The following is a 26,626-nucleotide window of genomic DNA, read 5'->3' on the forward strand; positions in this document are numbered from 1 at the left end:
GGTATGAAGTGCAGCACTTCGCGATGCAGTGCCAAGGCGACGTCCCTATCTTCAGAGGCCCGGTATTTCAAGTGGCTGTCGCGTCTGAGCTGGCTGATGCTCTCGAGCAGGCGTTCGACTATCTTCAGCTCCAGATAGTGAGAGAAGATTACGAATTGCCGCGGGATCACGGCGGCCGTGTCGAAGCGTATCCGCTCCGGAATGAGGTTCAGAACCGCGTTGTCGATTAGGGGCGAAAATGTCTCATTGAGCTGGAAGAAGACGCCATACCAGCCGAGCTTGCCGACTTGGTCCGCGAGACTTTTGTCTTCGAGGATATGAACTGTGGAAAGCGAGCGAAGAATACTGGTCTTGCCGCTGCCTCTCGTCCCTGCGACGAAGACCGGCTTGGCGGCGGCAGAAATCAAGGCCGACTTCTGACTGAACCACAGTATCGGGCGACTTTCGTACTCGATCCTGTTGGGGCCGAACGGATTCTCCATCTCTATTCGTCCCTTACCTTAATGCGCCAAGCCGAGTTTGCCTTCGTGAGGCCGTCTATCTCGACGAAGCGCGCCGCTTGGAGCATCAGAAGAGAGTCTTCCAAATCTAGCCCGAGCTCGGCGGAGGCGGCAATCTCAGTGATCTCGTCCCAGAAGAGTAACCCATTCCCGCGCCTGGTGGCATGGTCGCGCAGTCGGCGCATCAGGTCAAACGTGTCGTTGTTCAGAAAGGCCTTGCCGTTGGACATAGTCGAGATGAAGCAATGTTCGCCTTCCATGACCGTCCCGTCGGCGACATTGGTGCGGTAGGGTATAAGTCGGATGCCGACGAGCTCTCCCTGATCGGTCGTGAAGAAGACGAGCTCATTGAAACCTGACTGTATCTCTGGTGCTGAGATGCAGATCAATTTGCCGTCCGGAAACCTTGGATCGTTGACGATCTCGACCGGATCGGCATGTATGTGTCCATGCAGGTAGACGATAGGCTTGTTGCCCTGCAGCAGCTGAGTTCTGACAAATCCGCTGTTGAGCATCTCCGCGTATGGCGTAATGCGCGGAGTCTTTTGTGGCAGCAGATTGTGATGGCCGATCATGATGCCGTAACGCATGTCGGGCTGCTGGAGCAATTCCTGTAGGCCTGCAAGCATCTCACGCGAGATGTATGGCGTGTCCATCTGACCGTAATACTCGTCGTCGGACGCCTCCTTGTCTGGATCGCTGGGAGGTGTCGCGGGCGAATGTCCCGAGGTGTCCGGCGAGCCGAGATCTACAGGTTCTGTAGAAGGACCGAGTGCCTCGAGACGATCACGAAGGAACGCGGGAAGGTTCTGAAGCTCCCAACTGCCTATCGCTGTGTTGACGAGGATGAAGTTTGCGCCTGCGGATCCTGTCGGAAGTCTGAAGTGCACGGGTTGGTCCACGGGAACGGTCTGCCAACCCAAGCGGGCGGCTAAACTCGCCATTTCGCTGAATTTCTCAGTCGGTCCAAGTTCGCGCGCGTCATCACGGTTCACATCGTGATTTCCCGGTACGAATATCAACGGAAGCGCCTTTGAACTGCGCCCCTGTGCGCGGCAGAGCAACGTGAAATGCTGGAATGCCGAAGCAATGAAAGTCTTGTCGCCACGGCTCGTGAAATCCCCCATGAAGGCGATCGAATCCAAGGGCTTCGAAGTCGTCAGCCGCCGAAGCTTCGTCAAGACGGCACGCAGCGAAGACGCGCGTAGCTTCTGCGTTATTTTCGGAGCGAACTTGCTATCCTTGGCATCGATGTTGCTAGAGGAAGGATGCCAATCCGGATAGTGAATATCGCCTACTTGAAGGATTCGCACCCGTCGCATAACTCGCCCCCCCGCCGAGAGCCATAGACTAATCCGTTCGCTTTTGCCAAGCGCGAAACGATCATCCGACCGCATCGCCTGGAAAGCGCGTTTATCTTTTTGTTGGTAATGGAGAGGCACGACGCAATTGTGCCCCCGGTTGCTTGTCTGCCCACCAAATGGGCACTCAATCTGGGCGCATGGCTTATGATTTCTCGAGTTTGTCCCATAACGAGTTTGAGGATTTGGCCCGCGACCTCGTAGGTCGCGAGATCGACAAGCGTTTCGAGGCCTTTCCCGAGGGACCGGACGACGCGATGGATGGTCGACATGCCCTTGCCGGCGGCGACATTGTGCAGGCGAAGCACTACCAGCGGTCAGGCTTCTCGGCGCTGAAATCCAAGATGAAGAGCGAGCGCACAGCCATTGATGGCTTGGCGCCCTCGCGATACTTCCTCGTCACGTCGGCTTCGCCCGCGGCAGGCGGACACCGGCATGCGCAGCAGGATGAAGCCAGTGAGGGCCAGTAATACACGACAATAGTCATTAGGCTAGAGTACAGTCGCCTTGGGAGGCTGTTCGAATTCAATCCGGCGCTTTTCGGCATCCTTTTTTCGTTTGGTGGTGTCGATACGATATTGGTCAATTCCATCAAGATCGCTCTTCATATCGTTTGGTGTTGGAACTGGAATGGCCTTGGCGGACGCCATGTCATGTCCAGAACGCTCCGAAACTCGCTTCATGGCCCAATAGATTCGCTTGTGGTCTTCGTCCTCGACCACCACACCCTTCAGGCTCTGTGTCTTGACATCGCTGTTAAATCGCTCGACGACTTTACCGAGCAGGATTTCTTCAACGAGCCTCTCCCAGGTTTCCCGAAGATCGCTGTAGAAATCCTTCGCTGACCTTCGCCAAGCATCGGTGGTGAAATCAGTGGCGCCGTCGAAGCTCTTCAGGCGCGTCTTGAGAGTCTCGATGCGCTTCGTGACAGACTGTGCGATCCACGGCTCGTCAGTTTCGCTAATCAAGCCAAAACCGGCAGATTCGGACTTGTTGATGTAGTTTCGAACAAGGGGAATCGGCGGATTGGCCTGCGCAGCTGCGTCAACCACCTCGTTGAAGAACAGAAGATTATGGGTGAAAATAATAATCTGACGTCCTGTGGCCGCTTCTTTTACGAGCCTTGCCGCGACCCGCCTGATCCGAACATGGTCGAGAGATGACACGGGGTCGTCGATGATCATGCCTTGACGCGATGTGTCTCCTCCGACCTCGGCTAAGAAACAGGCCAGGGCAAGCGCGCGCTGCTCTCCTTCGCTTAAGACCTTGCTGTTTGAGATCGCTTTTGCCGCGTTGAGCCCGACCTCGAAATAGCTCTGCCCATCTTGACTACGATCATTAACTGCGAACGGGATGTGCGTTAACGCCAGAGTCTCAATCTCGGCGACGACGCGCTTTTCGAGATCCTGCATGACGAGGCTTCGTCGAAGCGACGTCATCTGCCGTGACACCGAGCCTGTTTCGACAGCATCGCAGCATGAGAGAAGCTTGCGCCGCTCTTCGAGATTCGCCAAGCGCGCGAGAACGATGGTGAGATCGTCGCCCAGTTTTTTCCGATCCTTGAGTGTATCGCGACGAGCTCGATCGGTAGCGCGGTTCCCGTCGTCGGCCGCTGCCTTGTCGTCCGTCAGCGCTTCGGCCTCTAGCGCCTCCGCCTCCGTTCGGAGTTTCGATGCAACTGGCGCCGCAAGTTGCGGGAACGCAGCGTACTCGGACAGCGCAGCCGCAACGACAATTGCATCACGCCTTTTACCTGCCTCGACATAATATGCCGAGATCAGGGCCACCATCGCCTTGCGTGCGGCGGACAGATCGCCAAACTCTCCGAGAGCCGCCTCAACCGCCTCCCCGGTCGCAATGGTGAGTCCTTTGATTTGGCGCAGGGCCTCTTCATGGGCAATAGATGCGACTTGCGCCGCCTTATTTGCGGCGCCCGTTACGAAGTCATTGAAGGATTGGATCCGCCCCGCGGCGTCCGCCGTCATCGGCTCCTGGCAGAGCATGCAACGATCGCCTTCCTGATCTGGCAAGTGCTGATGATCGATGCCAGTGACGCTCGCTAAATAGGCTCGTGCATGGTCGAACATATACCGCCAGGGAGAAAGCCCAACGCCGCTCAACGGCATAGTCGCGAACGCTCCTGAGGCGGCAAGTTGTGCAGCCTGCGCTGTAGAATCGGCTGTTGCATATAGATTGCGATAAATCTCGAGGGCCGCCGCTGAGAGAGCCGCGTCGATCTGTTCAGATGCAGTCAGCAGTTTTTCCAAGGCCGCCTTGGCACGCCGACGCTTTGTCGCCATCGTTGAAGGGTCGCTTGCCAGAGCCTGTTCGAGGCCAGCGAGATCAGCCATGTCCTGCTCTGAGAGGGCAGCGAGGTTTTTGATTTCGGCTGCGGAAGGCATCACGTCCTTTGACTTGATTTCGAGACGAGCCAGCAGCTTTACGACCGCGCCGGCAGCTGTGTACCCACTCGGCAATGGTGTCTTTAGGTTCTTTTCGATCGCTTTGATTTCTTCCCGGAAGTCGGCTTCGAGCTCGGTGCGGTGACGTCCATGGCTTTCGAGAAGCGCGATGGCTGCGGGCAGAAAACCGATACGGTTTTGCTTATCGACGTAGAGGCGAGCGTTCGCGGAGTCGAAAACGGAGATCCGTGCAATTGACGCGGGGGGCAGCGTTCCGTCCTTCCAGGTTATGGGGGTCGGTTCCGTAGCACCCTCTTCGAGAAACCGGACAAGCACTTCGGCTGGCGGTTTGGTGCCGATCTCGAACACGTTGCCAAGAAGATCATCCGCCGTCAGACTACGGCAAAGCTTCTTCGCGATCCGGCAATAGCCGCTCTTTCCGCTTCCATTGTCGCCGTAGATAATGGTGATGCCATCGGTGGCGAAACGCAGTTGCTGCTCTTCGGCGAGGCGGTTCAAATGCTTGACGGGGCCGAGTGAGCAAAGCACCGCGCGCGGCTCGTTCGAACTGTTGGCCCTCAAATGCTCCGCCGAGAGCGGAGAGCATTCGGGCAGATCAGCGGTAAATCCACCGACGTGGCGGACCCGAGCTGTTACACCGGCCTTATCCTCCTGCTCGAGGTTGAAGCCCGGCCGCGCGGCGTGTCTTCTTAAGGCATCCCTAATCCAGTCGGGCTGCTTATCCGCCCATTCCAAAAGTCCAACCTCGGCCATTCCTGCCCCCCGAATCTTACCATCATTATACTTATTGATTAGTCCAGATTCGATGAATTCGCTTGTCTGGACAAATTTTCCTCGCGATCGCACATAGAGTGCTGGAGATGTACCCAATAAATGACCTCCCCCCGCGCCGCTAGGTCAGCAAACAAATGCTTCAGCGATCAAACGTCTCCACAACGACATCAGCAATCAAAGGCATTGGACCGCGCGCACGAATTTAGGTAGCCGGCAACGCGTACGAGGAGATAGAGCTGGAAGTGCGTGCCTTTCGATAGTCTATGGGCGGAATTCGACCGCCTCACCGATAGGCCGATCGAGGTTCGCCGTCACTGTCGGGCTGGGTCCGAGTCCGCGATAGGCGCCACGACAGCGCTCGCGATAGGCGCGCAACGCTTGGTCCATGGCGCCCGGACCGCCACACATTTGCGGATGACGTCCTGCCCGTCTTGGGTTTCAGCAGCGTGCGCCGGCGCTCCGATTTCCGCGACTTTTGGATCCCCTCCAATCGTGACGACCGATTATCGCCTGTCTCCATTTCGACCGTTATCTGGGCGGTAACACTTTTAGAAATCTATGCTGCTGGACATAAGCGGCGACCATACCGAGAATTTACTTTCAAATTCTGGCGGCAAAGTTCTATCGTAAATGAAAATAGGGGATGGGGTATGGAAACGAGTTCGGAGACTGGCGATGCTGCCGGTATATCAGCCGCGCCCGTAATAGAAGTCGTGGCGGACATCGCCGCCAGCTTTACATATGCGTCCTTCCAAAATGCTATTCCGGTGATCCGGTCTATCGCGCTCAACAACCCGACCCAGCAGGGTTTCGAAAAATGCACTCTCGAGCTGACATCGAACCCCCCTTTTTTGCGCGCCAAAAGCTGGACAATTGATCGGATCGTTGCTGGCGACCGGCTTCCCTTAAGCGATCGAAAAATCGATCTCGACGCCGGCTATCTGGCCGGTCTCAACGAGGCTGAGCGCGGGGAGATAACGTTGCGCCTAACCTCAGGAGGCGCAGTGCTGGCCGAGCAGCGCGTTGCGGTGCGCCTGCTTGCCCGCGACGAATGGGGTGGCGTCGTCGATATGGCGCAATTGCTCGCCGCATTCGTCATGCCGAACGACCCGGCGATCGCAGGACTGCTGCGTTCCGCAGCGGAGCTGCTCGCAGCGCATGGTCATCCTTCCAGCCTCGATGGCTATCAAAGCGGCAATCCGCAACGCGCATTCATGCTGGCGGCCGCAATTTATTCGGCCATTGCTGGCCTATCGCTGCATTATGCAGAGCCACCTGCGAGCTTCGAAAGCCGCGGCCAAAAAATTCGACGTCCCTCAATTATTACGGCAGAAAAGCTGGCAACCTGTCTCGATACCAGTCTGTTATTCGCGTCCGCCCTGGAGGCGACGGGCTTGCATCCCGTCGTTTTGATGTTTCAGGGACACGCGGCCGTCGGCGTCTGGATGACACAAAGGACGCTCGCCAACGCCATTGAACCCGATGCCATGGAGGTCCGCAAGGCGCTGGCATCGCGCGAACTCATCGTGTTTGAGACGACAGGCGTGACGCATCGGCCGGCGATGACGTTGGAGGCTGCCCAACACGCAATCGAACAGCGGCTCGACGAAACGCAGGTAGCCACCTTTGTCGCAGCCATCGATATACGCCGCTCGCGCAGCGGCGGCATCACACCGCTTGCTTCGCACGAACCGACGCGCCGCAGCGTGGATGCAGAGGCGGCAACCGAAATCGCGTTGCCGTTGCCAGCCGCACCGGCCGTGGTAGCCCTGCCGGTCGAGATCGTCGAGGTAAAGCCGACGACAGCGGCCGGACGGATCGACCGCTGGCAGAAAAAGCTCCTCGATTTGACACTGCGGAACCGCCTGCTCAATTTTCCGGACTCCAAGAAGACAATTCCGTTTCTTTGTACTGACGTCGGCTACCTCGAGGACCGTCTGATGGCAGGCGCTTCGATCCGGCTGATTTCGCTCCCCGAACAGAATCCACTGGGCGAGCGGGATGCTGTCCTCTATCGCGAGGTGCACGGACGTGACCTCCAGCGTGGCTTTGCCGCGGAAGCGCTTCTGCGCGACGAGCTCCCGTCGACGCTCGATGGGCGTCAATTGGAATCCCGGCTGATCGATCTTTACCGGCAAGTGCGCAACGATTTTGCCGAGGGCGGCGCGAATACGCTCTTCCTGGCGGTCGGCTTCCTGCGCTGGAAGAAGAAGGCCGAGGACGAGCGCAGCTATCGCGCGCCATTGCTGCTCGTACCGGTCAAAATCGAGCGCCGCAGCGCAACATCGCATTTTACCTTGCGCTTCCATGAAGATGAACCGCGATTCAACGCAACCTTGTTGCAGTTTCTCGAACGCGACTTCGAGCTCAAACTGCCACAGTTTTCCGGTGAGCTGCCCGAGGACGAAAGCGGCGTTGATGTGCCGAGGCTGCTCGGTCTTATGCGCCAGGCAGTGCGCGACGTCCCCGGCATGGAGGTGGTGGACGAGACGGCGCTGTCGACCTTTTCCTTCGCCAAGTTTCTCATGTGGAAGGATCTGGTCGAGCGTACCGATGCGCTGCGCGAAAACCGTGTCGTGCGCCATCTGATCGACACGCCGGAGATAGCTTTCGAGGGCAATGGCGCATCATTCCGCGACGAGCGCGAACTCGACCGGCACTATGCCCCGTCCGACATGGTTTTGCTGCTGCCGGCCGACTCCTCACAGACCGCCGCAAGTCTTGCCGCCGCTGAGGGTCGCGATTTTGTCATCATCGGTCCTCCCGGCACTGGCAAGAGCCAGACCATTGCCAACATGATTGCCAACTGTCTTTCAGTTGGCAAAACCGTGCTGTTTGTGGCCGAGAAGACGGCGGCGCTCGATGTGGTGTATCGCCGCCTGCGCGAACATGGCCTGGGCGCGCATTGTCTCGAACTCCATTCCAGCAAGGCGGACCGACGCAACTTTCTCACCCAGCTCAGGATCAGCTGGGAAAGCGGCGTGCGCGTGGACGCAGCGGAGTGGATTGCGATCAACGAGCGGCTTCGCGTCCGTCGCGACGAACTGAATGCCTATGTCGAAGCGCTGCATCGGCACCATGTCAATGGTCTGACGCCTTATCTGGCGCTCGGCATCGCTCTCAAGAACAAGCGGCAGCACGCTCCGAGATTGTCCTGGCCATCGCGCGATTCCCATGACGAGGCAAACCGGCTGGCGCTGGAGCATATTGCCGCCGAAACAGGTCTCGCATTTCAGTCGGTGGAGATGCGGTCGGTCTTGCGTCTTATAGATGTCACCGAGTGGACGTCAGGCTGGCAGGACAATTTGCTCGAAGGGGCAAAGACCCTCAAGAATGCGTCCGAGGTTCTAGCGACCGCACTCGACGCCTTCCTGGTGAGCATCGGCCTGCGCGCCAAAGGCGACGCGTCAAAAGCGGAGCTCGAAGCGCTGCGAAAACTAGCAGCGGCACTCCAGGACAGTGCCGGCTATGACGTCAGCATTGTCTTTGATCGAGATTTCGCCCAGTTGCGGGGAGCCCTCGCCACTCTCAATGAGGCAATCGGAGACTATCGCAAGTCTCGCAAGGACCTGTCGGCCCGCTATGACGAGGCTGCCGTTGCGCGCATACGGGTGGAGGACATAGAGCAGCAATGGCAGCAGGCCGCTTCTGCATTCTGGCCAAACAGTCAGTTGGGCAAACGCAAAGTCCAGAAGCTGCTTCAAGGCTATGTCACAGAGGGGGTAGCCGATCCTCAGCACGACTTGCTGCTGTTGCGCCTGATGCAGGACCGCCGGGCCACTGTCGAAGCCAACATCCTATCTGGGAAGCCGATCGGATTTGCCGCACTTGATACCGACACCCACCGTATCGATCAGATACTCTCGATGGCCGAAAGGCTTCGACAGACGCTACGCCTGCCCGGCCTCGGCACGGAGGATTTCAAAGCGCTCCTGCAAGCAACCGCCCCGAGCCTGCGAAGCGGTGCAGCAGATAGCACGATGCGCTATGGGGCAGCCCGCTTCCTTGCGGCTTCTGCAGCATTCGAGGCTGCCAAGACCCAATTTGCGATCCCTGCTGGAAAGACGCCTTCTTGGGCAGAACATGATAACCCGCTGACCGAATTGACGACTGCGATGGGAGACTTGCTCGACGCCCGTCATCTTCTCCGGGACTGGACTTCGTGGTGCGGCATTCGTCGCAGGGCTGTCAGTCACAATCTGGGAGCGTTGGTCGACGATATCGAGGCGGGTCTAGTGCGACCAGCTGAAGCTCAATCCGCGTTCCGCCTGGCCTATGTACGCTGGTGGCTGCCGGCCACGCTGGATGCCGATCCGGTGCTGCGGAATTTCCGTCGCTTCCAGCACGAGCACGCCATCGAAGATTTCCGGGAAATCGACGATCTTGTCCGCGCTCAAGCAAGCCTTCGCGTCATCAGTGCCATCGCTCATGGTTTGCCGGCTGTGCAAGGCGTCCCGCGCAATTCCGAGTTGGGCCTGTTGCGCCATCAGATGGAATTGCAGCGGCCCAGCCGGTCAATCCGCGAGATGATTGGCGCGATGCCGACGAGCTTTGCCAAGCTCGCGCCGTGCATGCTGATGTCCCCTCTTTCAATCGCTCAATATCTACCGCCCGACCAAGCCCTGTTCGACGTGGTGATTTTCGACGAAGCATCGCAGATCACCACCTGGGACGCCGTCGGTGCCATCGCGCGAGCCCATCAAACCATAATCGTAGGCGATCCCAAGCAGTTGCCGCCCACCAATTTCTTTGGCCGCAACGAGGAGGACGAGGAAGTCGTCGAACACGAAAAGGATCTTGAGAGCATTCTCGACGAAGCCAAAGCGGCCGGCATCCCGGTACGTGACCTGCGCTGGCATTATCGTAGCCGCAATGAGTCGCTGATCGCCTTTTCCAACCATCACTACTATCAGAACCGGCTCATCACATTCCCTTCGCCAACGGTGGAAGATCGGGCAGTTCAGCTGCGAAAAATCACGACCGGCATCTATGACCGTGGCAAAAGCCGCACCAATCGAATCGAAGCCCAAGCGGTAACCGACGAGGCGGTCAGCAGGATGCGGCGTTGGCTGGCCCTACCGGAAAAGGACCGACCCACGCTCGGAGTCATCACTTTCAACGCGCAACAGCAGTCGCTCATCCTCGACCTTTTCGACAAGGCACGCCAGACAGAGCCGGAGCTTGAATGGTTCTTTGCCGACGAGCGTATTGAGCCCGCCATCGTCAAGAATCTGGAAAATGTCCAAGGGGACGAGCGTGACATAATCCTGTTTTCGATCACCTTTTCGCAAGATAATGCCGGCAAGCGCAGCATGGATTTCGGCGCGCTGAATCGGGACGGCGGCGAACGCCGGCTGAATGTCGCGGTGACGCGTGCGCGGCAGGAACTGATCGTATTTTCAGGTTTTGCCGCCGACCAGATCGACCCCAACCGAACCAAAGCGATCGGCGTACAGCATCTCAAAGCCTTTCTCGATTTTGCCGAACGCGGCGCTGTGGCATTGCCAGCGCAGGAACGCGGATCGGTCGGAGCCCTGGAATCCCCTTTCGAGGAGGCCGTCGCTGCCGAGCTTGAGAAGCGCGGATGGACCATCGTTCCTCAAGTCGGCATTTCGGGCTTTCGAGTGGATATAGGGATCCGGCATCCCGATCTCGCCGGCGCCTATCTGGCTGGGGTCGAATGCGACGGCGCGACCTATCACAGTTCTGCCACGGCGCGAGATCGAGACAAGGTCCGCGAGCAGGTCCTGCGCGGCCTCGGGTGGAACATTGTCCGGGTATGGTCAACCGATTGGTGGTTTGATCTCGAAGGTTGCACCGAGAGGCTTCATGCCAGCCTGGCCGCGCTGCTCGAGGAAAGCCGTCGCAAACAGGCTGAACAACAGGAAAGTGAAGCCGCGATCCATTGGGACATGGGACATAAGGTCGACCCCATGGACCCATTGCCAGCCGAAGACCTAGCATCGGCCGGCGAACCGGAACATCCGTCGATAAAATCAGAGCCAGAACTTGTCGCCGCTCCCCTCGCGACGGGAGAGCGCCCATCGGCATCTGCAGGAATTTTGCCTGCGGCCGCGCATTCGACGCATGATACCGTACCGACGGGCGGCCGTTATCGCCTGACTGATCTAACCGGATTTTCCACCAGCCCGGATCAGTTTTATGACTTCGTCTACCGAGGCACGCTGCGGTCCATGGTCGACGCGGTGATCGAGCAGGAAGGACCTCTGCGAGATGACGTCCTTGCGCAGCGCATCGCACGGGCGCATGGCTGGCTCAGAACGGGCAACAAGATTCGGGAGCGGATCGACCTGCATCTGCGCGAGTTCGATAGAACTGAAGAATCCAGCGGCAGCTTCCTATGGAAGAGAGGGACGGTGGTCGACCTGCTTGATTATCGCATGCCGTTCGATGCCGATGCCCGCCGGTCCATTGCCGACATTCCAATCGCCGAGCTGGCCGCTGTCGTCGTTGCGAACGAGGACATTCTGGAACAGTCCGACCCCGCTCTCGACCTTGCACGTCTGCTCGGTGTCGAGCGACTTGCGGCGATTTCACGCTCCCGGCTGGATGAAGCCATCGATCGCGCCCAGCGCAACCTGGCATCGACATAGTCTCGGAGACTCCATGTTTCGATTCATCCACAGCTCCGATCTTCATATCGGCAAGCGGTTCGGCAACATGCCAGAGGATCTGCGCGGGCGGCTCCGTGAAGCGCGCCATGGCGCGATCAGCCGGCTGGCAGAGCAGGCACGCGTCCATGGTGCATCCACCATACTTCTGGCCGGCGATACGTTCGATACCGAAACGCCCACTCCAGCGATGTTGCGGCAGGCCATGGCCGAGATGAGCCAGAGCGCGCCTCTGCGCTGGATATTGCTGCCTGGCAACCATGATTCCCTGTTGGCTGATCAATTGTGGAGTGCAGCGGACAGCGTTGTGCCGGACAATGTCCTGCTGGCGACGCGGCCCGAAACCCTGACCATTGGCGCGGACGTGGCGCTGCTGCCTGCACCTTGCACCACCCGCAGACCCGGTCGCGACCTTACCGAGTGGATGAACAGCGCCGCGACGCCGCAAGGCGCCATCCGGCTCGGCCTTGCTCATGGCGCTATTCAGAACTTTTCCGAAGATTCAGCAGCGTCCGATGTCATTGCACCAGATCGCGCGACTAAGGCCGGCCTCGATTATCTGGCACTTGGCGACTGGCACGGACCCGTCACCATCAATGAGCGCAGCCGTTATAGCGGTGCGCCCGAACCTGACCGTTTCAAGCATGATACACCCGGTCAGGCCCTTGTCGTTTCCATTGCCGGGCCTGGCGCCGTGCCCGAGATCGTGGCCGTTGAAACAGCTAGCTTTTCCTGGAAAACCGCTCCCCTGCATCTGCTGTCTGGCGACGACAGCGCCGCGGCATTTGAAGCGTTGCTTCCACCGGCTCATCTGCGGCGTCAGACTTTGCTGCGAATTGCCGCGTCTGGCCGGGTGCGGTTAAGTGGGCGAACGATCCTTCAAGCGGCGATCGCGGTAGCCGCGCCCGACTTCGCCTATCTGGAACTGGACGGGGACGGGCTCGCGACCGACTGCGAAAGTGGCGATTTGGATCGGATCGACCGCTCTGGTGCCCTTCGCGAGGCAGCGCAGGCACTGTTGGATGAAAGCAGCGACGAAACCCGGTCGGCTGTCGAACGCGACATATCGCGAGAAGCACTGGTTCGGTTGTTCAGCTATTGCGAGGCGATGGGATCATGAAACTTACGGCCCTTCGGCTCCACAACGTCAAACGGTTCGCCGGGCAAGGCGTCGCCATCGAAAACATCGGCGACGGCGTCAACGTGCTTTGCGCGGTCAATGAGTTCGGCAAATCAACCTTCTTCGAAGCGCTGCACGCACTCTTTTTCCAGCCTCACACGGGCACACCCGAAGGCGTGCGACTGTTGCGGCCTTACAGTGGGGGCAATCCGGTGGTGGAGGCCGACATCACCACTTCAGAAGGACGCTATCGACTTGCCAAGCAGTTTTATGGCGGCAGGCTGGCCAGCGTTATTGACCTCGACGGCGGGCGACTGTTGGCTCAAGCCGATGAGGCCGAAGCCTTTATCGGCAAACTAATCCATGGCGGAAGCGCAGGACCGGCAGGATTGCTCTGGGTTCGCCAAGGGGTCACCGGCATCGAAAGGCGCAGCAAAAGCGAGGAGGACGGCGAAAAACGCGTGCGCGAAAGCCTACTGTCCTCGGTTCAGGGGGAAGTTGAAGCCCTGACCGGCGGGCGACGCATGGCCGAAATCGCCGCGGCATGTGAAGAAGAACTCTATAGCCTGGTTACGTCAACGCTGCGTCCCAAGAGCGGCGGTCTCTATGCGGCAGCGCTCGACGAGCGTGACAAGCTGGTGAAAGACGAGCAGCGTCTCAGCGCCGAAGTCACCGGTCTGCGCGATTCGCTCGACAAGCGGCGCATGGCGTTGGCGCGTCTGTCTGAGCTTGAAAACCCCGAAGAAGGCGCCACTCGGCGGGAAGCCATCTCGGCCGCGGAAGCCGCAGTCGAGGCCGCCAAATCGCACAGCGAAGCCTTGAAAGCCGCCGAGGCGGAAGCTGCCCTTGCCGCAATTCACCACGACGCGGCGCAGCAGGCCCTCGATAGTTTTCGGACCGCGCTCAAACGAGCCACGGATTTGCGCCAGCAGTCGACGATTGCGCAGCTTCGCCGCAGTGAGGTTCTCGATCGGCGCGCTTCTGCCATTGCCGAAAACGAACAAGCGATGGGCGAAGTTCAAGCAGCCGAACTGGAAGAGCGCGAAGCACGCGAATTGCTCGCGCGGCTGGATGCGACTCTTTTGGCGCGTGACGCTGCCGAACAACTGGCCGGCTCGGACAACCGGTTGAAACAAGCCGAAGTCGCCAGAACCCAGATCGAAGATGGAGAGGCAGCACTGGCGATGCTGGCGGTGCCGGAACAAGCTGTCGAGCAACTCCAGGCGCTCGAAATCGAGATCGCCAGCCTTCGTGCAGCTCACCTGGCAACCCTGCCGACGCTATGCATGGAATACCGGGACGGCGCCGCCGATTTGGTGACCATCGATGCCAAGCCCTTGCCCCATGCAGAAGACCAAAGCTTTGCTGGCACCGTACGCCTGGATATTGCCGGCATCGGAGCCTTGACCCTGCGATCGAATCGGCCGCAGCAGGCCGACCGGACCATCGAAGACGCCGAAGCGAAGCACCGCAGCCTGCTTGCGTCCCTCGGTGTCGATAGCCTCAGGACGGCACGCCAGCGCCTAGTGGAAGCGCGCGACAAAGCTACCGAACTGGGCTTGGCGCGTCAGCGACTTGCCGATCTCGCGCCCAAGGGGATACAGCAATTACACGAGGAGCTTGCTCGTCTGAGTGCCCTCGGGGCCGGGGACCTCGAACTCAAAGTCGATCCAGAACAGATCCGGCAACATCATGCCGCAGCCGAGCAGCGTGTGGCGACAACACGCAACAGCGTGCGCGAGGCCTTGCCTTTGCGCAGCCATGCCGACGAGGCTGTCATGGCTGCGGAGACGGCTTATGTCACCATCCAGGCGGAACTGACCAGCCTCGAGGTCATATTGGGACCCGATGCAGCGCGCGAGGAAAAGGGGCGCTTGCTGCTCACCGAGGCCACCGCACGACAAAAGCTGCGCGAAGCGGCCGAAATGCGCGCTGCTCCCCTGCGCGACGGCGCTCGCGATCTCACCAGCGCTGAAGCCGTTCTGCGCCGCGCCCGTTCGGTTCAGGATGCCGCCACACAGGAAGCAAGTCAGTTGCGTGTAACCCTGGCCGATCTCAATGGCCATATTCGCACTCGGTCCGACGACGCGGTGGAAGAAGCTTTGCGCGAGGCCACAGAAAAATTGGAAATCGCTGGAGAGCGAGCGAGACGCTTCGAATTCGAAAAAGCCGTCCTCGACCGGCTGCGCACGACGCTGGTCGCTGCGCGCTCGACGGCACGCGATCTTTATCTGAAGCCGGTCATGTCCGAGCTGCGACCGCTGCTTGGATTGCTATTCGATGACATCTCCATAGTGTTCGACGAGAACACACTGTTGCCACAGACCGTTCGCCGCAATGGTCAGGATGAGGATGTCGATAGGTTGAGTGGCGGCATGCGAGAACAGCTTTCGGTTCTGACACGTCTGGCCTTCGCCCGTTTGCTTGCCCGCGACGGCCGACCCACACCGGTTATCCTGGATGACGCTTTGGTTTATTCCGATGACGACCGCATCGAGCGCATGTTCGACGCTTTGCATCGTCAATCACACGATCAGCAGATTCTCGTTTTCTCCTGCCGCCAACGCGCGTTTGCAAAACTCGGCGGTAACATTTTGCAGATGAGCGACTGGCAACCGGGTCGGTCATAAGCGGAGATCGCGCAGCCTCAGCTAGGGCGACGGCAGATCGTATCGTGTTACGATTGCAATGCCGTTTTCGATCTCGATTTCGATAACTTCATTAATCAGGAATTCCTCTGGGCCAAGATCCTCGAGGAGAGCATCGAAGAGCTCTCTCTGTTTTTCAGGCCCGACCTGAGGGACGACGATAATCAGGCCGGCGTGAACCGGTTCTTTGGCATAGAGCTTCCTGAAGTCCTTAGCATTGTTGGTGACGAAGGTGAAATCCTCATCGATAATGAGCGGCATGAGGTCCCAGTCGGTTTCGCCGCTTAGCCCAAGCCAGTTGACGTGGTTTGCTTCATGTCCGCGTTCTTGGGCTACCGCAACCAGAGACGTGTGCAGGCACTCATCGATCAGAAACCTCACGAGGTCACACGCGTCTCGACCTGGCCGACGGACCTGGGTCGCCCTTCAAAACCACGCGCTTCGACGACTTTATTTTCACGCCCTGCTCGACCAGCTTCTTAGGCCGCCCACGAACCGGGTGCGCGGCGACCCACATTCTGGCGAGCTCAATCACGCGCGGCGTTAGCTTCGGATATCCCTCCAGAACCTCCGCTTCATCTGCGCCCTGCGCTAGCATCGTCGTGATCATACGAACAGGGATGCGGGTTCCTTTGAAGACAGGCTCTCCGCCCATCACCCCTTTAACGCGGCCGATGGCGGCCTCCGCTTCATCAAGATCCACGATGCGCGCTTTGAGCTGTTTACGTGCCTCGGCGACGTCGACGATCAGCAGGTCGTCGGCCCTTACGGTCTTGGCCCTTGGGGCAGCTTTGATTTCCTCGAACAGGCGGTAGCGACGATCAGCGGGCAATGTCGCACCCACGCCATACCAAAGCTTGAGCCGCAGCAAATCCTCGCCGGTCAATGCCCGTCGGACGACCCCACCGATGCGCCGAGCAGTGCTTGGCACAGTATCGACAATGCGTTTGTCGATCGCATTGTGCACGGCCTTGATTCCTATCCCGCTGACGGCGGCTGCCTCTGCGGGGGTGTAGATGCGAGCAAGTGTGCCCATTATTCTTCTCCTTATAAAGAATAATATAGGCCGTTTGACCCCCTCCGTAAAGGCACGCGTCTTTGGAATCACGGCGGTTAGCAAAGGCGGTGGTGAGCCGAGAGGCCTCACAAACCCTTGGGGCTCGAGATGGCAGACTCGGCGCAGTATAATTGCGCTAACTATCGAATTTGCAGTTGGCGACAAACGACACACGAGTTCGTCGCGGACTTTTAACTCTGCGAAGGCGCGTCTTCGAGCGCTTTGAAACCCTACACCCATCTGCAGGCCATCTGTATCAAGCTTTGGACCAAAACCGTTTCCATCGCTCACGAGCGTTCTCTCTGGGGGTCTCAAGTGGGGCTTGCCCATGGCCACGAATTTTTGGGCGACAGCGGTGCAGAGGCCGCATACCGCTGCCTGCTTGACGTCGCTGACCGTGTCCATGTCCGAAATTTGCCTACAAATTTCGGACGCCCTTGGGCGCGCTAGATTCGCTATGGAAAGCTGGAAGCACTCGCAAGCCCGGTGGCCACAGCGTCTGCAGCGCCAAGCTATTCCTCCGTATCCAAACCCGCATCCTCATGGCCACTAGCCAACTCTGGCATAATTTCACCAGCAAGCAGCTCATCTCTGCTCAGCAGCCCGGCATCCTCGAGCGCCTCGCAGTCCGGGAGATCGCGAAGCGTGTCGAGGCCGAACTCGAGCAGGACGCTTTTGTCGTCACATAGGTGTAGGGAGCGCCGGGCGTCGGACTGCGCGGGTTCGACGCGATCAGGCCGGTGCCGCAGATGGCCGATCAGGTCGCGACTGATTACTTCCCGAAAACCGACGACAATTCGGCGCGGGTAATCGGCTGGAAGTGCCGATGCACATCAGCATCAGCACGTCCGACCACGTCAGGTCCACGGCACGCCCGCTGCTTCCGCAGGCGCGGATGGCATCGGCATAGGCCGGCCGTGTCAGGTGCTTCCAGCCGCCGGCGACAGCGACGAGGTCATAGGGCCGTCCGCGCAGCTCTCGGATGTCGTCGATGAGAAGGTCACGGGCGAGCTCGCGGGAGAGACTGCACCGCAAGCGCGTCCCGCGCGCGCGAACTGCTCGATCAACTGATCTCAGACGACGACGAATCTCGTCCAGATTCCAAAAGCGGTGGCCGCAGCGGCGCTTTGCGGGCTCGCGTTACCACAGATCGCAGAACTGTGATCTCGCCTTGTGCCCGAGACCGCAATCTGGGCTCGCGACGAAGCATATCGCTTGCGATCATCAAAGGACGCGTCGACGCCGTCGGTTGCCTTTTCCACCGCCGCCTCACACATCGTGTTGGGGCTGAAGAGCTACCTGCAAATCCTCGCAACGGGCGCGGCCGCATCCTTGATTTTACAAATTGACACGTCTTGGTTTTTAGAAAATGCCACGTGCGATGATGGCGCCAAAAAAAAATGTCACGCGAGATGATCATGCCTGAGGTAAATGGTCCGCCAAAGTTGGGAAAGGTATACCGGTTGAATGGTGGATAGGTACGCCGGATAAAAAGGGCTTCGGGTTCCGGAAGACGAACTAATCGACGGATAGGCGCTGCTCGTGAGGGAAACTGCATGCGCATTACGGTTATGACCATCCAGGGATGTCGGATATGATCTTGAATAGTGACATTGCAGGCCAAAGAGCGGCCGAGAAGCTAGCAGAGGGCCTGAAATCGCAGGGCAAGCAGCAATACGAAGAAAGGTCGAGGGAACGCGAACGAGATGTGTCTCGTTAGGTCGCACGTTGCACCAGGGGTGCGTCGGAAGGCACTCCGCCGTGTCCTGAAGAGGTAGCCTGCACTTGAGAATAGCCACGGTGGTACCTTATTTTCGGCTGTGAAGCACACGAGACCCGCGACGTGAGACCCAGTTGCTCAATACCCAGTTGCTGGGTGAGCGTGCATGACTGCCAACGGAAGGTCTTGCACGCACCCTCGCGATCTTGAGCAATGGTCGCCATGACTTTCTTCTTGCAGGCTTTTGAGTGGCCCAGCCTGCAATCACCAGACCCCACCGACTCTAAAGAGCGTGGCAGACGGGATAGTCGAGGTTGCCCGGCACAATTACGCTCAAGGCTTGCGCCGCCCAGAGGACACGCTGAAAAGGCAGCATGGGCGCGCAAGCACGCCATTCACGAGAGGTTCGACATGAAGACTATGCAAGAAAAAGACATTCCGGCATTCGTGCAAGCAGTTGTGGAGGCCGGCTGCAACATTTGCGCGATTGGCAACTTGGGATATGTCTTTGGCGATGCTGATTTGACGCCGGCGCAACGGAGGTCCGTCGAGCCACAGCTGCGCAGGATTGCTGAGATCTACGGCGAACGCGATCATCTCATGGACGAGATAGCTGTATATCTGCGGTCGATCGGACGCCATGTCGAGGTTGAGCCGAAGACAGGTGTTTCCTGATGGCCGCGATCGATCGCGTTCCGTAGTCGCCATTTCTATTGGGTAACGAGCAGCCGTCTTCCAACCTCTGAAACAAAAAAGAGGTGACCCCCAAAGGCCGCTCTCGAGACCGCAAGTCTGAGCCGCTAACGCATTGCGATAACCAGGCTGTCCGAACTGGGCGTCGATGCCTTCCTCGACCAGGTCGCGGTAGGCGGCGATCTCATCTACCGCATGCATAGCCAAGCCAGAGAAGTTTTCGGCAGCGGAATTCTCGGTCGCTTCCCCTTTTATGACTAGAGGGTGCGGCCGATCCGGCCGCGACGATCTCGCAGGGATTGCCATATACGGCAACACGAACACCGGCGGATCAATACTCGGATAATGGCGGCCGGCTATGTAGCGATCGATCGCGCACCAACATATCAATGCAATAGCTTAGTTGCTTTCAAAGGCGGGTCTCTACGAACTGCAAGCAAGCTAAACGATTGCGTCAACTCTTCCTCGCAGAGCGAAAACTCCGCGCCCACGCGATTTCTCTGCTGGAACAGCGGCACATCCTCAGCGCCAGGACACGGCCGCCGCCGTCGGGTTTTACGAAGCCGGTGATTGCATAAGTTGCCCGCAAGATATCATTGGTATCGGGAACGCCGCCGATGCCGCATCCTGAATAGAGCGGCCGCTTGCACCTGCCAGCCCGACGACCAGATCATATCTGCAACTCCATCTACCTGGACGTGGTGCAAATCACCTCGCTGAAGCCGCAAATCGTCGCCTTCGACCAGGATAACCACATCCGTGACCGCCTGAGCTACTCGGTCGATCTCGACGCACATGGCCGATACAGTTTTTCCATCCTTCACGAAGCGAATGAGACTTTGGCCATTCCAGCCCTGGTCTACGGGGCGTGACTTGTCCCCGATGCATGCGCGAGCTCTCCGCTCGGCCGGCCGCCGGACGTCGCCACCGGCCGAAGGCGCCCGAAGGCGCCCGAAGGCGCTTGACAAAGCAGCACCGGCCCATTCAACTTGAGGCATTCACCAGGGGAGTCCCGGTAAGGGGCTGAGATACTGCTGGCTTTCGCGGCGCAGTGACCCGTTGAACCTGATCCAGTTCATACTGGCGTAGGGACGGTGCAAGCGCTTTGCGGGAGTTTACGCCCGAGGTCCTGCTGCAGCAGGTCTACAGAAGCGTCTTTTCATCCTTCCGGCACAGAACTGGGTCTCCAATGCATGAGCAAAGGAGCCTCACGATGAATGCCCTCACCCCCGCCGTGTCGACGGGACCACTGCCCGCCTCGCGGAAAATCCACAAGCCCGGCGTCCTCTACCCGCAGATCAGGGTGCCGATGCGCGAGATTTCCGTCCATCCGACGGCCGGCGAACCGCCCGTCACCGTCTACGATCCGTCCGGCCCCTACACCGATCCATCAGTCCAAACCAGCATCGAAAAAGGCCTTGCCCGGCTTCGCCACGAATGGGTCACGGCGCGTTGCGATGTCGAAGCCTATGACGGCCGCCACGTCCGGCCGGAAGACAATGGATTCGCCACCGGCGAGCGCCTGACACCGGAATTTCCGATACGCAATCGGCCGCTCAAGGCCAAGCAGGGCAAGGCGGTGACCCAACTTGCCTATGCGCGCGCCGGCATCATCACGCCAGAAATGGAGTTCGTAGCCATCCGCGAGAATCTCGGCCGCGAGGTGATGCGCGGCAAGCTGCAACGCGACGGCGAAGCCTTCGGCGCGGCGATCCCAGATTTCGTCACACCCGAATTCGTGCGCGACGAGGTGGCGCGCGGACGCGCAATCATTCCCGCCAACATCAATCATCCCGAGAGCGAACCGATGATCATCGGGCGAAATTTCCTGGTGAAGATCAACGCCAACATCGGTAACTCGGCTGTCACATCGTCGATGGCCGAAGAGGTCGAAAAGATGGTGTGGGCGATCCGCTGGGGCGCCGATACGGTGATGGACCTGTCGACCGGCCGCAACATCCACAACATCCGCGACTGGATCGTGCGCAATGCACCGGTGCCGATCGGCACGGTGCCGCTCTATCAGGCGCTCGAAAAGGTCGGCGGCATCGCCGAGGACCTCAACTGGGAGGTCTATCGCGACACGCTGATCGAGCAGGCCGAGCAAGGCGTCGACTATTTCACCATCCACGCCGGCGTGCGGCTGCACTACATACCGCTGACCGTCGACCGGGTCACGGGCATCGTCTCGCGCGGCGGCTCGATCATGGCCAAATGGTGCCTGCACCATCACCGGGAGAGCTTCCTCTACGAGCATTTCGAGGAGATCTGCGACATCGCCAGAGCCTATGACGTTTCCTTCTCGCTCGGCGACGGCCTTCGTCCCGGTTCAATCGCCGATGCGAACGACGCGGCGCAATTCGCCGAACTGGAAACACTTGGAGAACTCACCAAGATTGCCTGGGCAAAGGACTGCCAGGTGATGATCGAAGGCCCGGGCCATGTCCCCATGCACAAGATCAGGCAGAACATGGACAAGCAGCTCGCAGTGTGCGGTGAGGCGCCGTTCTACACGTTGGGGCCGCTGACGACCGACATCGCGCCGGGCTATGACCACATCACCTCAGGGATAGGTGCCGCCATGATAGGCTGGTTCGGCACCGCAATGCTTTGCTACGTCACGCCGAAAGAGCATCTCGGCCTTCCCGACCGCAACGACGTCAAGATTGGGGTGATCACTTACAAGATAGCCGCCCATGCAGCCGATCTGGCGAAGGGCCATCCGGCAGCGAAAACCAGGGATGATGCCCTTTCGCGCGCGCGCTTCGAGTTCCGCTGGGAGGACCAGTTCAACCTGTCGCTCGACCCCGAAACCGCACGGTCCTTCCACGACCAGACCTTGCCCAAGGAGGCGCACAAGCTGGCACATTTCTGTTCGATGTGCGGGCCGAAATTCTGCTCCATGCGCATTTCCCACGACATCCGTGCCGAGGCTCAGAAGGAAGGCATGGCGGCAATGGCGGCAAAATACCGGGAGGGCGGCGATCTCTACATGCCGGCGGACGAGACTGGCGTACCGGTCGTGCCGGAGGCTCCCAAACCATCATGAGGGTGCTCGTCAAAGGGGCCGGCGTTGCCGGCCTCACCGTCGCTTTCGAACTCGCCGCCCGCGGCGCGACGGTCACAGTCGCCGAGATGCGGCATGGCCTTGGCGGCAACGCGTCGTGGTTCGCCGGCGGCATGCTGGCGCCATGGTGCGAGCGCGAAAGCGCGGAGCAGCCGGTGCTGGATCTCGGACGCGACGCTGCCGACTGGTGGGATGCGGTGCTGTCGGGTCAGGTGACACGGGCCGGGACATTGGTCGTGGCCGCGCCGCGTGATGCCGGTGAGCTTGACCGGTTCGCCAGTCGCACGTCAGGGCATAGGCGCGTCGATGAAAACGAAATTGCGCTCCTGGAACCCGACCTCGCCGGCCGCTTCCGGCGTGGATTGCTCTTCCCCAACGAGGCTCACCTCGACCCACGCCAGGCGATGGCGGCACTTCATGACAACCTTGCGACCATGGGTGTCAAATTCCACTTCGGCTGCGACGCCCGGCCTGTTTCGGGTTTCGCCCGTCAGATAGACTGCATGGGAATGGCAGCGGCCGATGACAGGCTGCGCGGTGTTCGCGGCGAAATGCTGATCCTTCGCACGCCTGATGTCTCGCTGTCGCGGCCGGTCCGTTTGCTTCATCCACGCTTTCCGCTTTATGCCGTGCCGCGCACCGATCACCGTTTCATGATCGGAGCGACGATGATTGAAAGCCAGAGCGCCGGACCGGTGACGGCGCGTTCCATGATGGAGCTGCTGGGCGCCGCCCATGCCCTCCATCCGGCCTTTGGTGAGGCCGAGATCGTTGAAACCGGTGTGGGTGTCCGTCCGGCATTTCCCGACAATTTGCCACGCGTCGAAACAGACGGTGAGATCATCGCGATCAACGGTCTTTATCGTCACGGTTTTCTCCTCGCCCCCGCCATGGCGCGCCAGGCTGCCGGCCTGGTTTTCAGTCAAGACAGAACCAAGGAGCATGCTCATGAAACTGATGGTCAACGGCGAGGCGCGTGAGATTGCCGCCACCACGCTGGCCGAGTTGCTTGCCGCGCTCGACTATGAGGGCGATTGGCTCGCCACCGCCGTCAACGGCGACCTCGTGCACAAAGCCAACCGCACGGAGTTCCAGTTGAGCGACGGCGACCGGATCGAAATCCTCTCGCCCATGCAGGGCGGCTAGCATGTTGGAGCTTTATGGAACCGAGCTTTCGTCGCGCCTGCTTCTCGGCACCGCTCAATATCCTTCGCCGGCCATCCTTGCCGATGCAGTCAAGGCGTCGGGCACGTCGGTGGTGACCGTCTCGTTGCGGCGTGAGATGGCGGGCGGTAGAGCCGGCGAACAATTCTGGTCGTTGATCCGCTCGCTGGGCGCCAGAATCCTGCCCAATACCGCCGGCTGCCTCTCCGTCAAGGAAGCCGTCACCACCGCGAAAATGGCGCGCGAGGTCTTCGGCACCAACTGGATCAAGCTCGAAGTGATCGGCAATCACGACACGCTACAGCCGGATGTGTTCGGTCTGGTTGAAGCCGCCCGCATCCTGTGCGAGGACGGCTTTGCGGTATTCCCCTATACCACCGACGATCTCGTTGTCGCCGAGCGGCTGCTGGAAACGGGCTGCAAGGTCCTGATGCCGTGGTGCGCACCGATCGGTTCCGCCTTGGGACCGGTCAACATGACGGCGCTGCGCTCGATGCGCGGATATTTCCCTGGCGTCCCGCTGATTGTGGATGCGGGGCTCGGACGGCCGTCGCACGCGGCCACCGTCATGGAACTCGGCTTTGACGCCGTGCTCCTGAACACAGCGGTCGCCAAGGCGGCATATCCGGTCGGCATGGCGCGTGCTTTCGGTAAGGCGGTCGACGCCGGTCGTGAGGCGTTCAGTTCGGGAATGCTCGAACCGCGCGACGTCGCCGTGCCATCGACACCGATGGTCGGCAGGGCCGTTTTTTCATGAAGCTCGATCCCTTTTATCTGATCGTCGACAGCGCTGCCTGGATCGAACGGCTGGTCCCACTCGGAGTCCGGCTTCTGCAACTGCGCATCAAGACCGTGGATGAGGCTGGGTTGCGCGCGGAGATCCGCACCGCGAAGGCCTTGTGTGCTCGATACCAGTGCCAACTCATCGTCAACGACCACTGGCGCCTGGCAATCGAGGAAGGCTGCGACTTCATACATCTCGGCCAGGAGGATTTGCAGACCGCTGACCTCTTGGCGATACGGGCAGCCGGCGTAAGGCTCGGACTGAGCACACATGATCATCAGGAGCTGGAAACGGCGATGGCCGCCGAGCCTGACTACATAGCGCTTGGACCCATCTATCCGACCATCCTGAAGAAGATGAAATGGGCGCCGCAAGGGGTCGAACGGATCAGCGAATGGAAGCGCCAGGTCGCGCCGTTTCAATTGGTCGCCATTGGTGGCCTCAACCCTGAGCGGCTCGACGGTGTCTTTGCGGCTGGCGCGGACAGCGCGGCGGTGGTGACCGACATCACGCTCAACGACGACCCCGAGGCGCGCACGCGAGAATGGATCGAAAAGACGGACCAATGGCGCTGAGGCGAGAACCACATGTGCTTGTCGTCGGTGGATCGGACTCCAGTGGCGGTGCTGGAATTGCACGCGATATCGAGACGATCTCTGCCATTGGCGTGCGCACCTGTCTCGCCGTCACAGCGCTAACGGTGCAAACGCATGACGCCGTGATCGAAATCTATTATTCGCCACCTAGCCTGGTGGCCAATCAGATGTGCGCCGCGCTGCAGGCCAACGACGTGGCCACAATCAAGATCGGCATGCTGGCGACTGCCAAGATCATTGTTGCCGTTGCCGCAGTGCTGCGCAAATTTCCGCATGTCCCCGCAGTACTCGACCCTGTGCTGGCCTCCACCTCAGGCCGCGCACTTCTGCAAGCAGGCGCTATCGCTGCCATGAAGCGCGATCTTATGCCGCTTTGCTGCATTGTCACGCCCAACCTCCCTGAACTGGCGCTCCTTAGTGGCTCCGAACTGGCAGTGGATGAGGACGGAGCGCTCCAACAAGGAAAAAGACTGCTGGCCGCCGGCCCTCAAGCCCTGCTGATCAAGGGTGGGCATGCGTCGGGAACCCGGTCGACCGATATTCTGTTACGCTCCGGGCACGAACCCATCCGCTTCGATGCACCGCGCCTTGCCACATCGATGCGCGGGACAGGTTGCATGCTGGCCAGCGCGATTGCGGCGCATCTGGCGAAGCCGAAGCCGCTCGAAGACAGCGTGCGCGAAGGCAAGCTGTTTGTCTTGGAGAGGCTTCAGAAATGCCGGCTGAATAACCACAGCGTTCTGCGTCCAGCCAAGCAGACCCATTTTCCAGAATTTTTCCCGTAGCGAGACTAGAGAAGGGGCTACTGCTTCTCTATGCCATCCTCACAACGCGTTGAGTTTCTCACTGCCAATTATGCGACTTTCGAGGTGCAAATAGCGAATATCGAGTTCTTAGTGACAGAAACGACCGGAATTGGTTGCGTGGATCACCAGGTCGCTACCGATTGGGTCAGCGACTCAATAGAACGTCACATCTCTGTCCACACTCGAGCTTATTTGCCGCAAACGCGTCGAGCCCCGCGTCAATCGGTCTTATAATAGTATCCGGGGCAGCTCCAAAGCTGTGGCATCGGCTACCCGCCGGCCGTGGCGCTTGCTGTTCGAGCGTCGGACGCCGCCTGCCATTGAACATCTGATGGGCTATTGGGTGGCGGCGACACACTCATCCAGGTGCAACTGGCTTTTTCAACTCGGGAACCAGCAGAAGCCTTCGCTGCGTCGCAACATTTGGATTATGTCGTACAGCCCGATCTTCCAGAGAAAACAAGACCTAACGTTCGAAACCTGTCACGCAACCAACCACCGAATGAAAGATCCAGCGTGCGATCGCAGGGAGGTAAGAATAACCGGTCTGGCTTTCCTATCGCCGGTCCAGGTTAAGACCAACGACGTCGTCACGACATCAACACAGTGCGCGAAGCGCTCGTATTCCTGAATCAGTGGCCAAAAGCGCGTCGGGGACCGGTATTCAGTTGCGCGGTGAGAAGCAGCAACGCAGCGATCGCCGGACAGATGACACCCGAGCAGGCGCGGCAAGCATTGTGGGATTTGCCAGGATTGCCGGCGTGCTGGCCAAATCTGATTTCGTCGTTGGTGGCGACTGATTTAAAGCTGCAGGAAGATCACCGCCGGTAACGCGTTGGCCCGCTGCTCGCCAAGACGGAAAGAACGCCGCCTTGTGAGTTCCAATAATGGGCGATGCGGGAATTGCACATGTCTGTGCCCATCTGTCCGGCCGAAATGCAAATGGCGTCACTGGCGAAGGTCAGCGAACGCGGCACGCAGGGCTGGATTCTTTTGACTTGCGGCAAGCCGACATAGGTGCTGGCTTGATGTCTCGGTCACTGCGACGTGTCATGCCGATTCATTCGTCAGCTACCATGACGATGCGGCGCGTCGCCTGCGATCAGTTGATCGAACCGCGGTGCAATTCGGGACGCTTCGTCGATCCCGACAGTTGCGCAAAGGGAAGCCAAATCAGCGACTAGAGGCAACGTGGCTACGGATTCGAAGGGACCCCGCTGTTGCCGAAGAGGTGACTGGTGGAATGTCAAAGATCACCTCGTGAAAGGCCATTTGGGGCCA

18 protein-coding genes, 1 pseudogene and 1 riboswitch are annotated in these 26,626 nt (G+C 59.5%); of the genes and pseudogenes, 13 read left to right on the forward strand and 6 right to left on the reverse strand.

What is annotated here, in order from left to right; translation table 11 throughout:
• Together EN749_RS02760 and EN749_RS02765 are read right to left on the reverse strand one after the other, a co-directional pair.
• Positions 1 to 482 (reverse strand): hypothetical protein (locus tag EN749_RS02760; RefSeq protein ID WP_145990871.1); only part of this gene is annotated, 482 nt, incomplete at its 3' end.
• Positions 483 to 484: 2 nt separating this feature from the next.
• Positions 485 to 1,942: a metallophosphoesterase gene (locus tag EN749_RS02765; protein WP_126057628.1), complete on the reverse strand. Its 1,458-nt coding sequence runs from the start codon at positions 1,940 to 1,942 to the stop codon at positions 485 to 487.
• Positions 1,943 to 2,046: 104 nt separating this feature from the next.
• On the opposite strand from EN749_RS02765, the gene EN749_RS02770 reads away from it, so the two are divergent.
• The gene (locus EN749_RS02770) at positions 2,047 to 2,331 is read left to right on the forward strand and encodes a hypothetical protein (protein WP_185928960.1); all 285 of its coding nucleotides are present in this window, start codon (positions 2,047 to 2,049) and stop codon (positions 2,329 to 2,331) included.
• A 21-nt stretch (positions 2,332 to 2,352) separates the two neighbouring features.
• Here the strand turns inward: EN749_RS02770 and EN749_RS02775 are convergent, their stop codons facing one another.
• On the reverse strand, positions 2,353 to 5,037 hold the full coding sequence (locus EN749_RS02775) for an AAA family ATPase (RefSeq protein WP_126063811.1): 2,685 nt from the start codon (positions 5,035 to 5,037) through the stop codon (positions 2,353 to 2,355).
• A 671-nt stretch (positions 5,038 to 5,708) separates the two neighbouring features.
• On the opposite strand from EN749_RS02775, the gene EN749_RS02780 reads away from it, so the two are divergent.
• The 3 genes from EN749_RS02780 to EN749_RS02790 are packed head-to-tail and all read left to right on the forward strand — an operon-like array spanning position 5,709 to position 15,440.
• Entirely contained in the window at positions 5,709 to 11,672 is a 5,964-nt protein-coding gene (locus tag EN749_RS02780) for a DUF3320 domain-containing protein (RefSeq protein ID WP_126057627.1), read from the forward strand.
• A gap of 13 nt (positions 11,673 to 11,685) precedes the next feature.
• A complete protein-coding gene (locus EN749_RS02785) occupies positions 11,686 to 12,810 on the forward strand; it encodes a DNA repair exonuclease (RefSeq protein WP_126057626.1) in 1,125 nt (374 codons plus the stop codon).
• A complete protein-coding gene (locus EN749_RS02790) occupies positions 12,807 to 15,440 on the forward strand; it encodes an ATP-binding protein (RefSeq protein ID WP_126063810.1) in 2,634 nt (877 codons plus the stop codon). The genes EN749_RS02785 and EN749_RS02790 overlap by 4 nt, the downstream gene beginning before the upstream one ends.
• A gap of 21 nt (positions 15,441 to 15,461) precedes the next feature.
• Here EN749_RS02790 and EN749_RS02795 read toward each other — a convergent pair whose 3' ends face one another.
• The 3 genes and pseudogenes from EN749_RS02795 to EN749_RS38575 form a co-directional block, all read right to left on the reverse strand.
• Entirely contained in the window at positions 15,462 to 15,839 is a 378-nt protein-coding gene (locus EN749_RS02795; protein ID WP_126057625.1) for a DUF5615 family PIN-like protein, read from the reverse strand.
• A gap of 4 nt (positions 15,840 to 15,843) precedes the next feature.
• Positions 15,844 to 16,494 (reverse strand): DUF433 domain-containing protein, encoded by a 651-nt coding sequence (locus tag EN749_RS02800; protein WP_126057624.1) that lies wholly within the window; start codon positions 16,492 to 16,494, stop codon positions 15,844 to 15,846.
• A gap of 533 nt (positions 16,495 to 17,027) precedes the next feature.
• Positions 17,028 to 17,550 (reverse strand): annotated as a pseudogene (locus EN749_RS38575) (SMC-Scp complex subunit ScpB).
• Between the two features lie 898 nt (positions 17,551 to 18,448).
• Between EN749_RS38575 and EN749_RS39540 the strand changes: the two are divergent.
• The 9 genes from EN749_RS39540 to EN749_RS02855 all read left to right on the forward strand — a co-directional run bounded on the left by EN749_RS39540 (position 18,449) and on the right by EN749_RS02855 (position 26,176).
• Positions 18,449 to 18,910: a hypothetical protein gene (locus EN749_RS39540; protein WP_306283303.1), complete on the forward strand. Its 462-nt coding sequence runs from the start codon at positions 18,449 to 18,451 to the stop codon at positions 18,908 to 18,910.
• Positions 18,911 to 19,572: 662 nt separating this feature from the next.
• Positions 19,573 to 19,800: a hypothetical protein gene (locus tag EN749_RS02815; protein WP_245454713.1), complete on the forward strand. Its 228-nt coding sequence runs from the start codon at positions 19,573 to 19,575 to the stop codon at positions 19,798 to 19,800.
• A gap of 121 nt (positions 19,801 to 19,921) precedes the next feature.
• Positions 19,922 to 20,038, forward strand: a riboswitch (TPP riboswitch).
• Positions 20,039 to 20,141: 103 nt separating this feature from the next.
• Positions 20,142 to 21,977, forward strand: coding sequence for a phosphomethylpyrimidine synthase ThiC (thiC, locus tag EN749_RS02820; protein ID WP_126063809.1), 1,836 nt, complete (start codon positions 20,142 to 20,144; stop codon positions 21,975 to 21,977).
• Positions 21,974 to 22,975 carry a glycine oxidase ThiO gene (gene thiO / locus EN749_RS02825; protein ID WP_126057621.1) on the forward strand — a complete coding sequence of 334 codons (1,002 nt, stop codon included), beginning with the start codon at positions 21,974 to 21,976 and terminating at the stop codon, positions 22,973 to 22,975. The genes thiC and thiO overlap by 4 nt, the downstream gene beginning before the upstream one ends.
• Positions 22,944 to 23,141, forward strand: coding sequence for a sulfur carrier protein ThiS (thiS, locus tag EN749_RS02830; RefSeq protein WP_126057620.1), 198 nt, complete (start codon positions 22,944 to 22,946; stop codon positions 23,139 to 23,141). Before thiO ends, thiS begins: the two co-directional genes overlap by 32 nt.
• 1 nt (position 23,142) lies before the next feature.
• Entirely contained in the window at positions 23,143 to 23,916 is a 774-nt protein-coding gene (locus EN749_RS02835) for a thiazole synthase (protein WP_126057619.1), read from the forward strand.
• Positions 23,913 to 24,518, forward strand: coding sequence for a thiamine phosphate synthase (locus EN749_RS02840; protein ID WP_126057618.1), 606 nt, complete (start codon positions 23,913 to 23,915; stop codon positions 24,516 to 24,518). Before EN749_RS02835 ends, EN749_RS02840 begins: the two co-directional genes overlap by 4 nt.
• Positions 24,509 to 25,324, forward strand: a complete 816-nt coding sequence (locus EN749_RS02845; RefSeq protein ID WP_126057617.1) for a hydroxymethylpyrimidine/phosphomethylpyrimidine kinase — start codon at positions 24,509 to 24,511, stop codon at positions 25,322 to 25,324. Before EN749_RS02840 ends, EN749_RS02845 begins: the two co-directional genes overlap by 10 nt.
• Before the next feature lie 627 nt (positions 25,325 to 25,951).
• Positions 25,952 to 26,176, forward strand: a complete 225-nt coding sequence (locus tag EN749_RS02855; RefSeq protein ID WP_245454712.1) for a DUF982 domain-containing protein — start codon at positions 25,952 to 25,954, stop codon at positions 26,174 to 26,176.
• The last annotated feature ends 450 nt before the right edge of the window (positions 26,177 to 26,626 follow it).

The organism is Mesorhizobium sp. M7A.F.Ca.ET.027.02.1.1, from assembly GCF_004022985.1.
In the GTDB taxonomy this organism is placed as follows: Bacteria; Pseudomonadota; Alphaproteobacteria; order Rhizobiales; family Rhizobiaceae; genus Mesorhizobium.

What these genes read in the sequence shown, in the direction of transcription:
- EN749_RS02775 (WP_126063811.1), bottom strand. Translation starts at nt 5,037, where the DNA reads ATGGCCGAGGTTGGACTTTTGGAATGGGCGGATAAGCAGCCCGACTGG.
- EN749_RS02835 (WP_126057619.1), top strand. Translation starts at nt 23,143, where the DNA reads ATGTTGGAGCTTTATGGAACCGAGCTTTCGTCGCGCCTGCTTCTCGGC.
- EN749_RS02845 (WP_126057617.1), top strand. Translation starts at nt 24,509, where the DNA reads ATGGCGCTGAGGCGAGAACCACATGTGCTTGTCGTCGGTGGATCGGAC.
- EN749_RS02785 (WP_126057626.1), top strand. Translation starts at nt 11,686, where the DNA reads ATGTTTCGATTCATCCACAGCTCCGATCTTCATATCGGCAAGCGGTTC.
- EN749_RS02840 (WP_126057618.1), top strand. Translation starts at nt 23,913, where the DNA reads ATGAAGCTCGATCCCTTTTATCTGATCGTCGACAGCGCTGCCTGGATC.
- thiS (WP_126057620.1), top strand. Translation starts at nt 22,944, where the DNA reads ATGAAACTGATGGTCAACGGCGAGGCGCGTGAGATTGCCGCCACCACG.
- EN749_RS02780 (WP_126057627.1), top strand. Translation starts at nt 5,709, where the DNA reads ATGGAAACGAGTTCGGAGACTGGCGATGCTGCCGGTATATCAGCCGCG.
- EN749_RS02790 (WP_126063810.1), top strand. Translation starts at nt 12,807, where the DNA reads ATGAAACTTACGGCCCTTCGGCTCCACAACGTCAAACGGTTCGCCGGG.
- EN749_RS39540 (WP_306283303.1), top strand. Translation starts at nt 18,449, where the DNA reads ATGGTCGCCATGACTTTCTTCTTGCAGGCTTTTGAGTGGCCCAGCCTG.
- thiO (WP_126057621.1), top strand. Translation starts at nt 21,974, where the DNA reads ATGAGGGTGCTCGTCAAAGGGGCCGGCGTTGCCGGCCTCACCGTCGCT.
- EN749_RS02800 (WP_126057624.1), bottom strand. Translation starts at nt 16,494, where the DNA reads ATGGGCACACTTGCTCGCATCTACACCCCCGCAGAGGCAGCCGCCGTC.
- thiC (WP_126063809.1), top strand. Translation starts at nt 20,142, where the DNA reads ATGAATGCCCTCACCCCCGCCGTGTCGACGGGACCACTGCCCGCCTCG.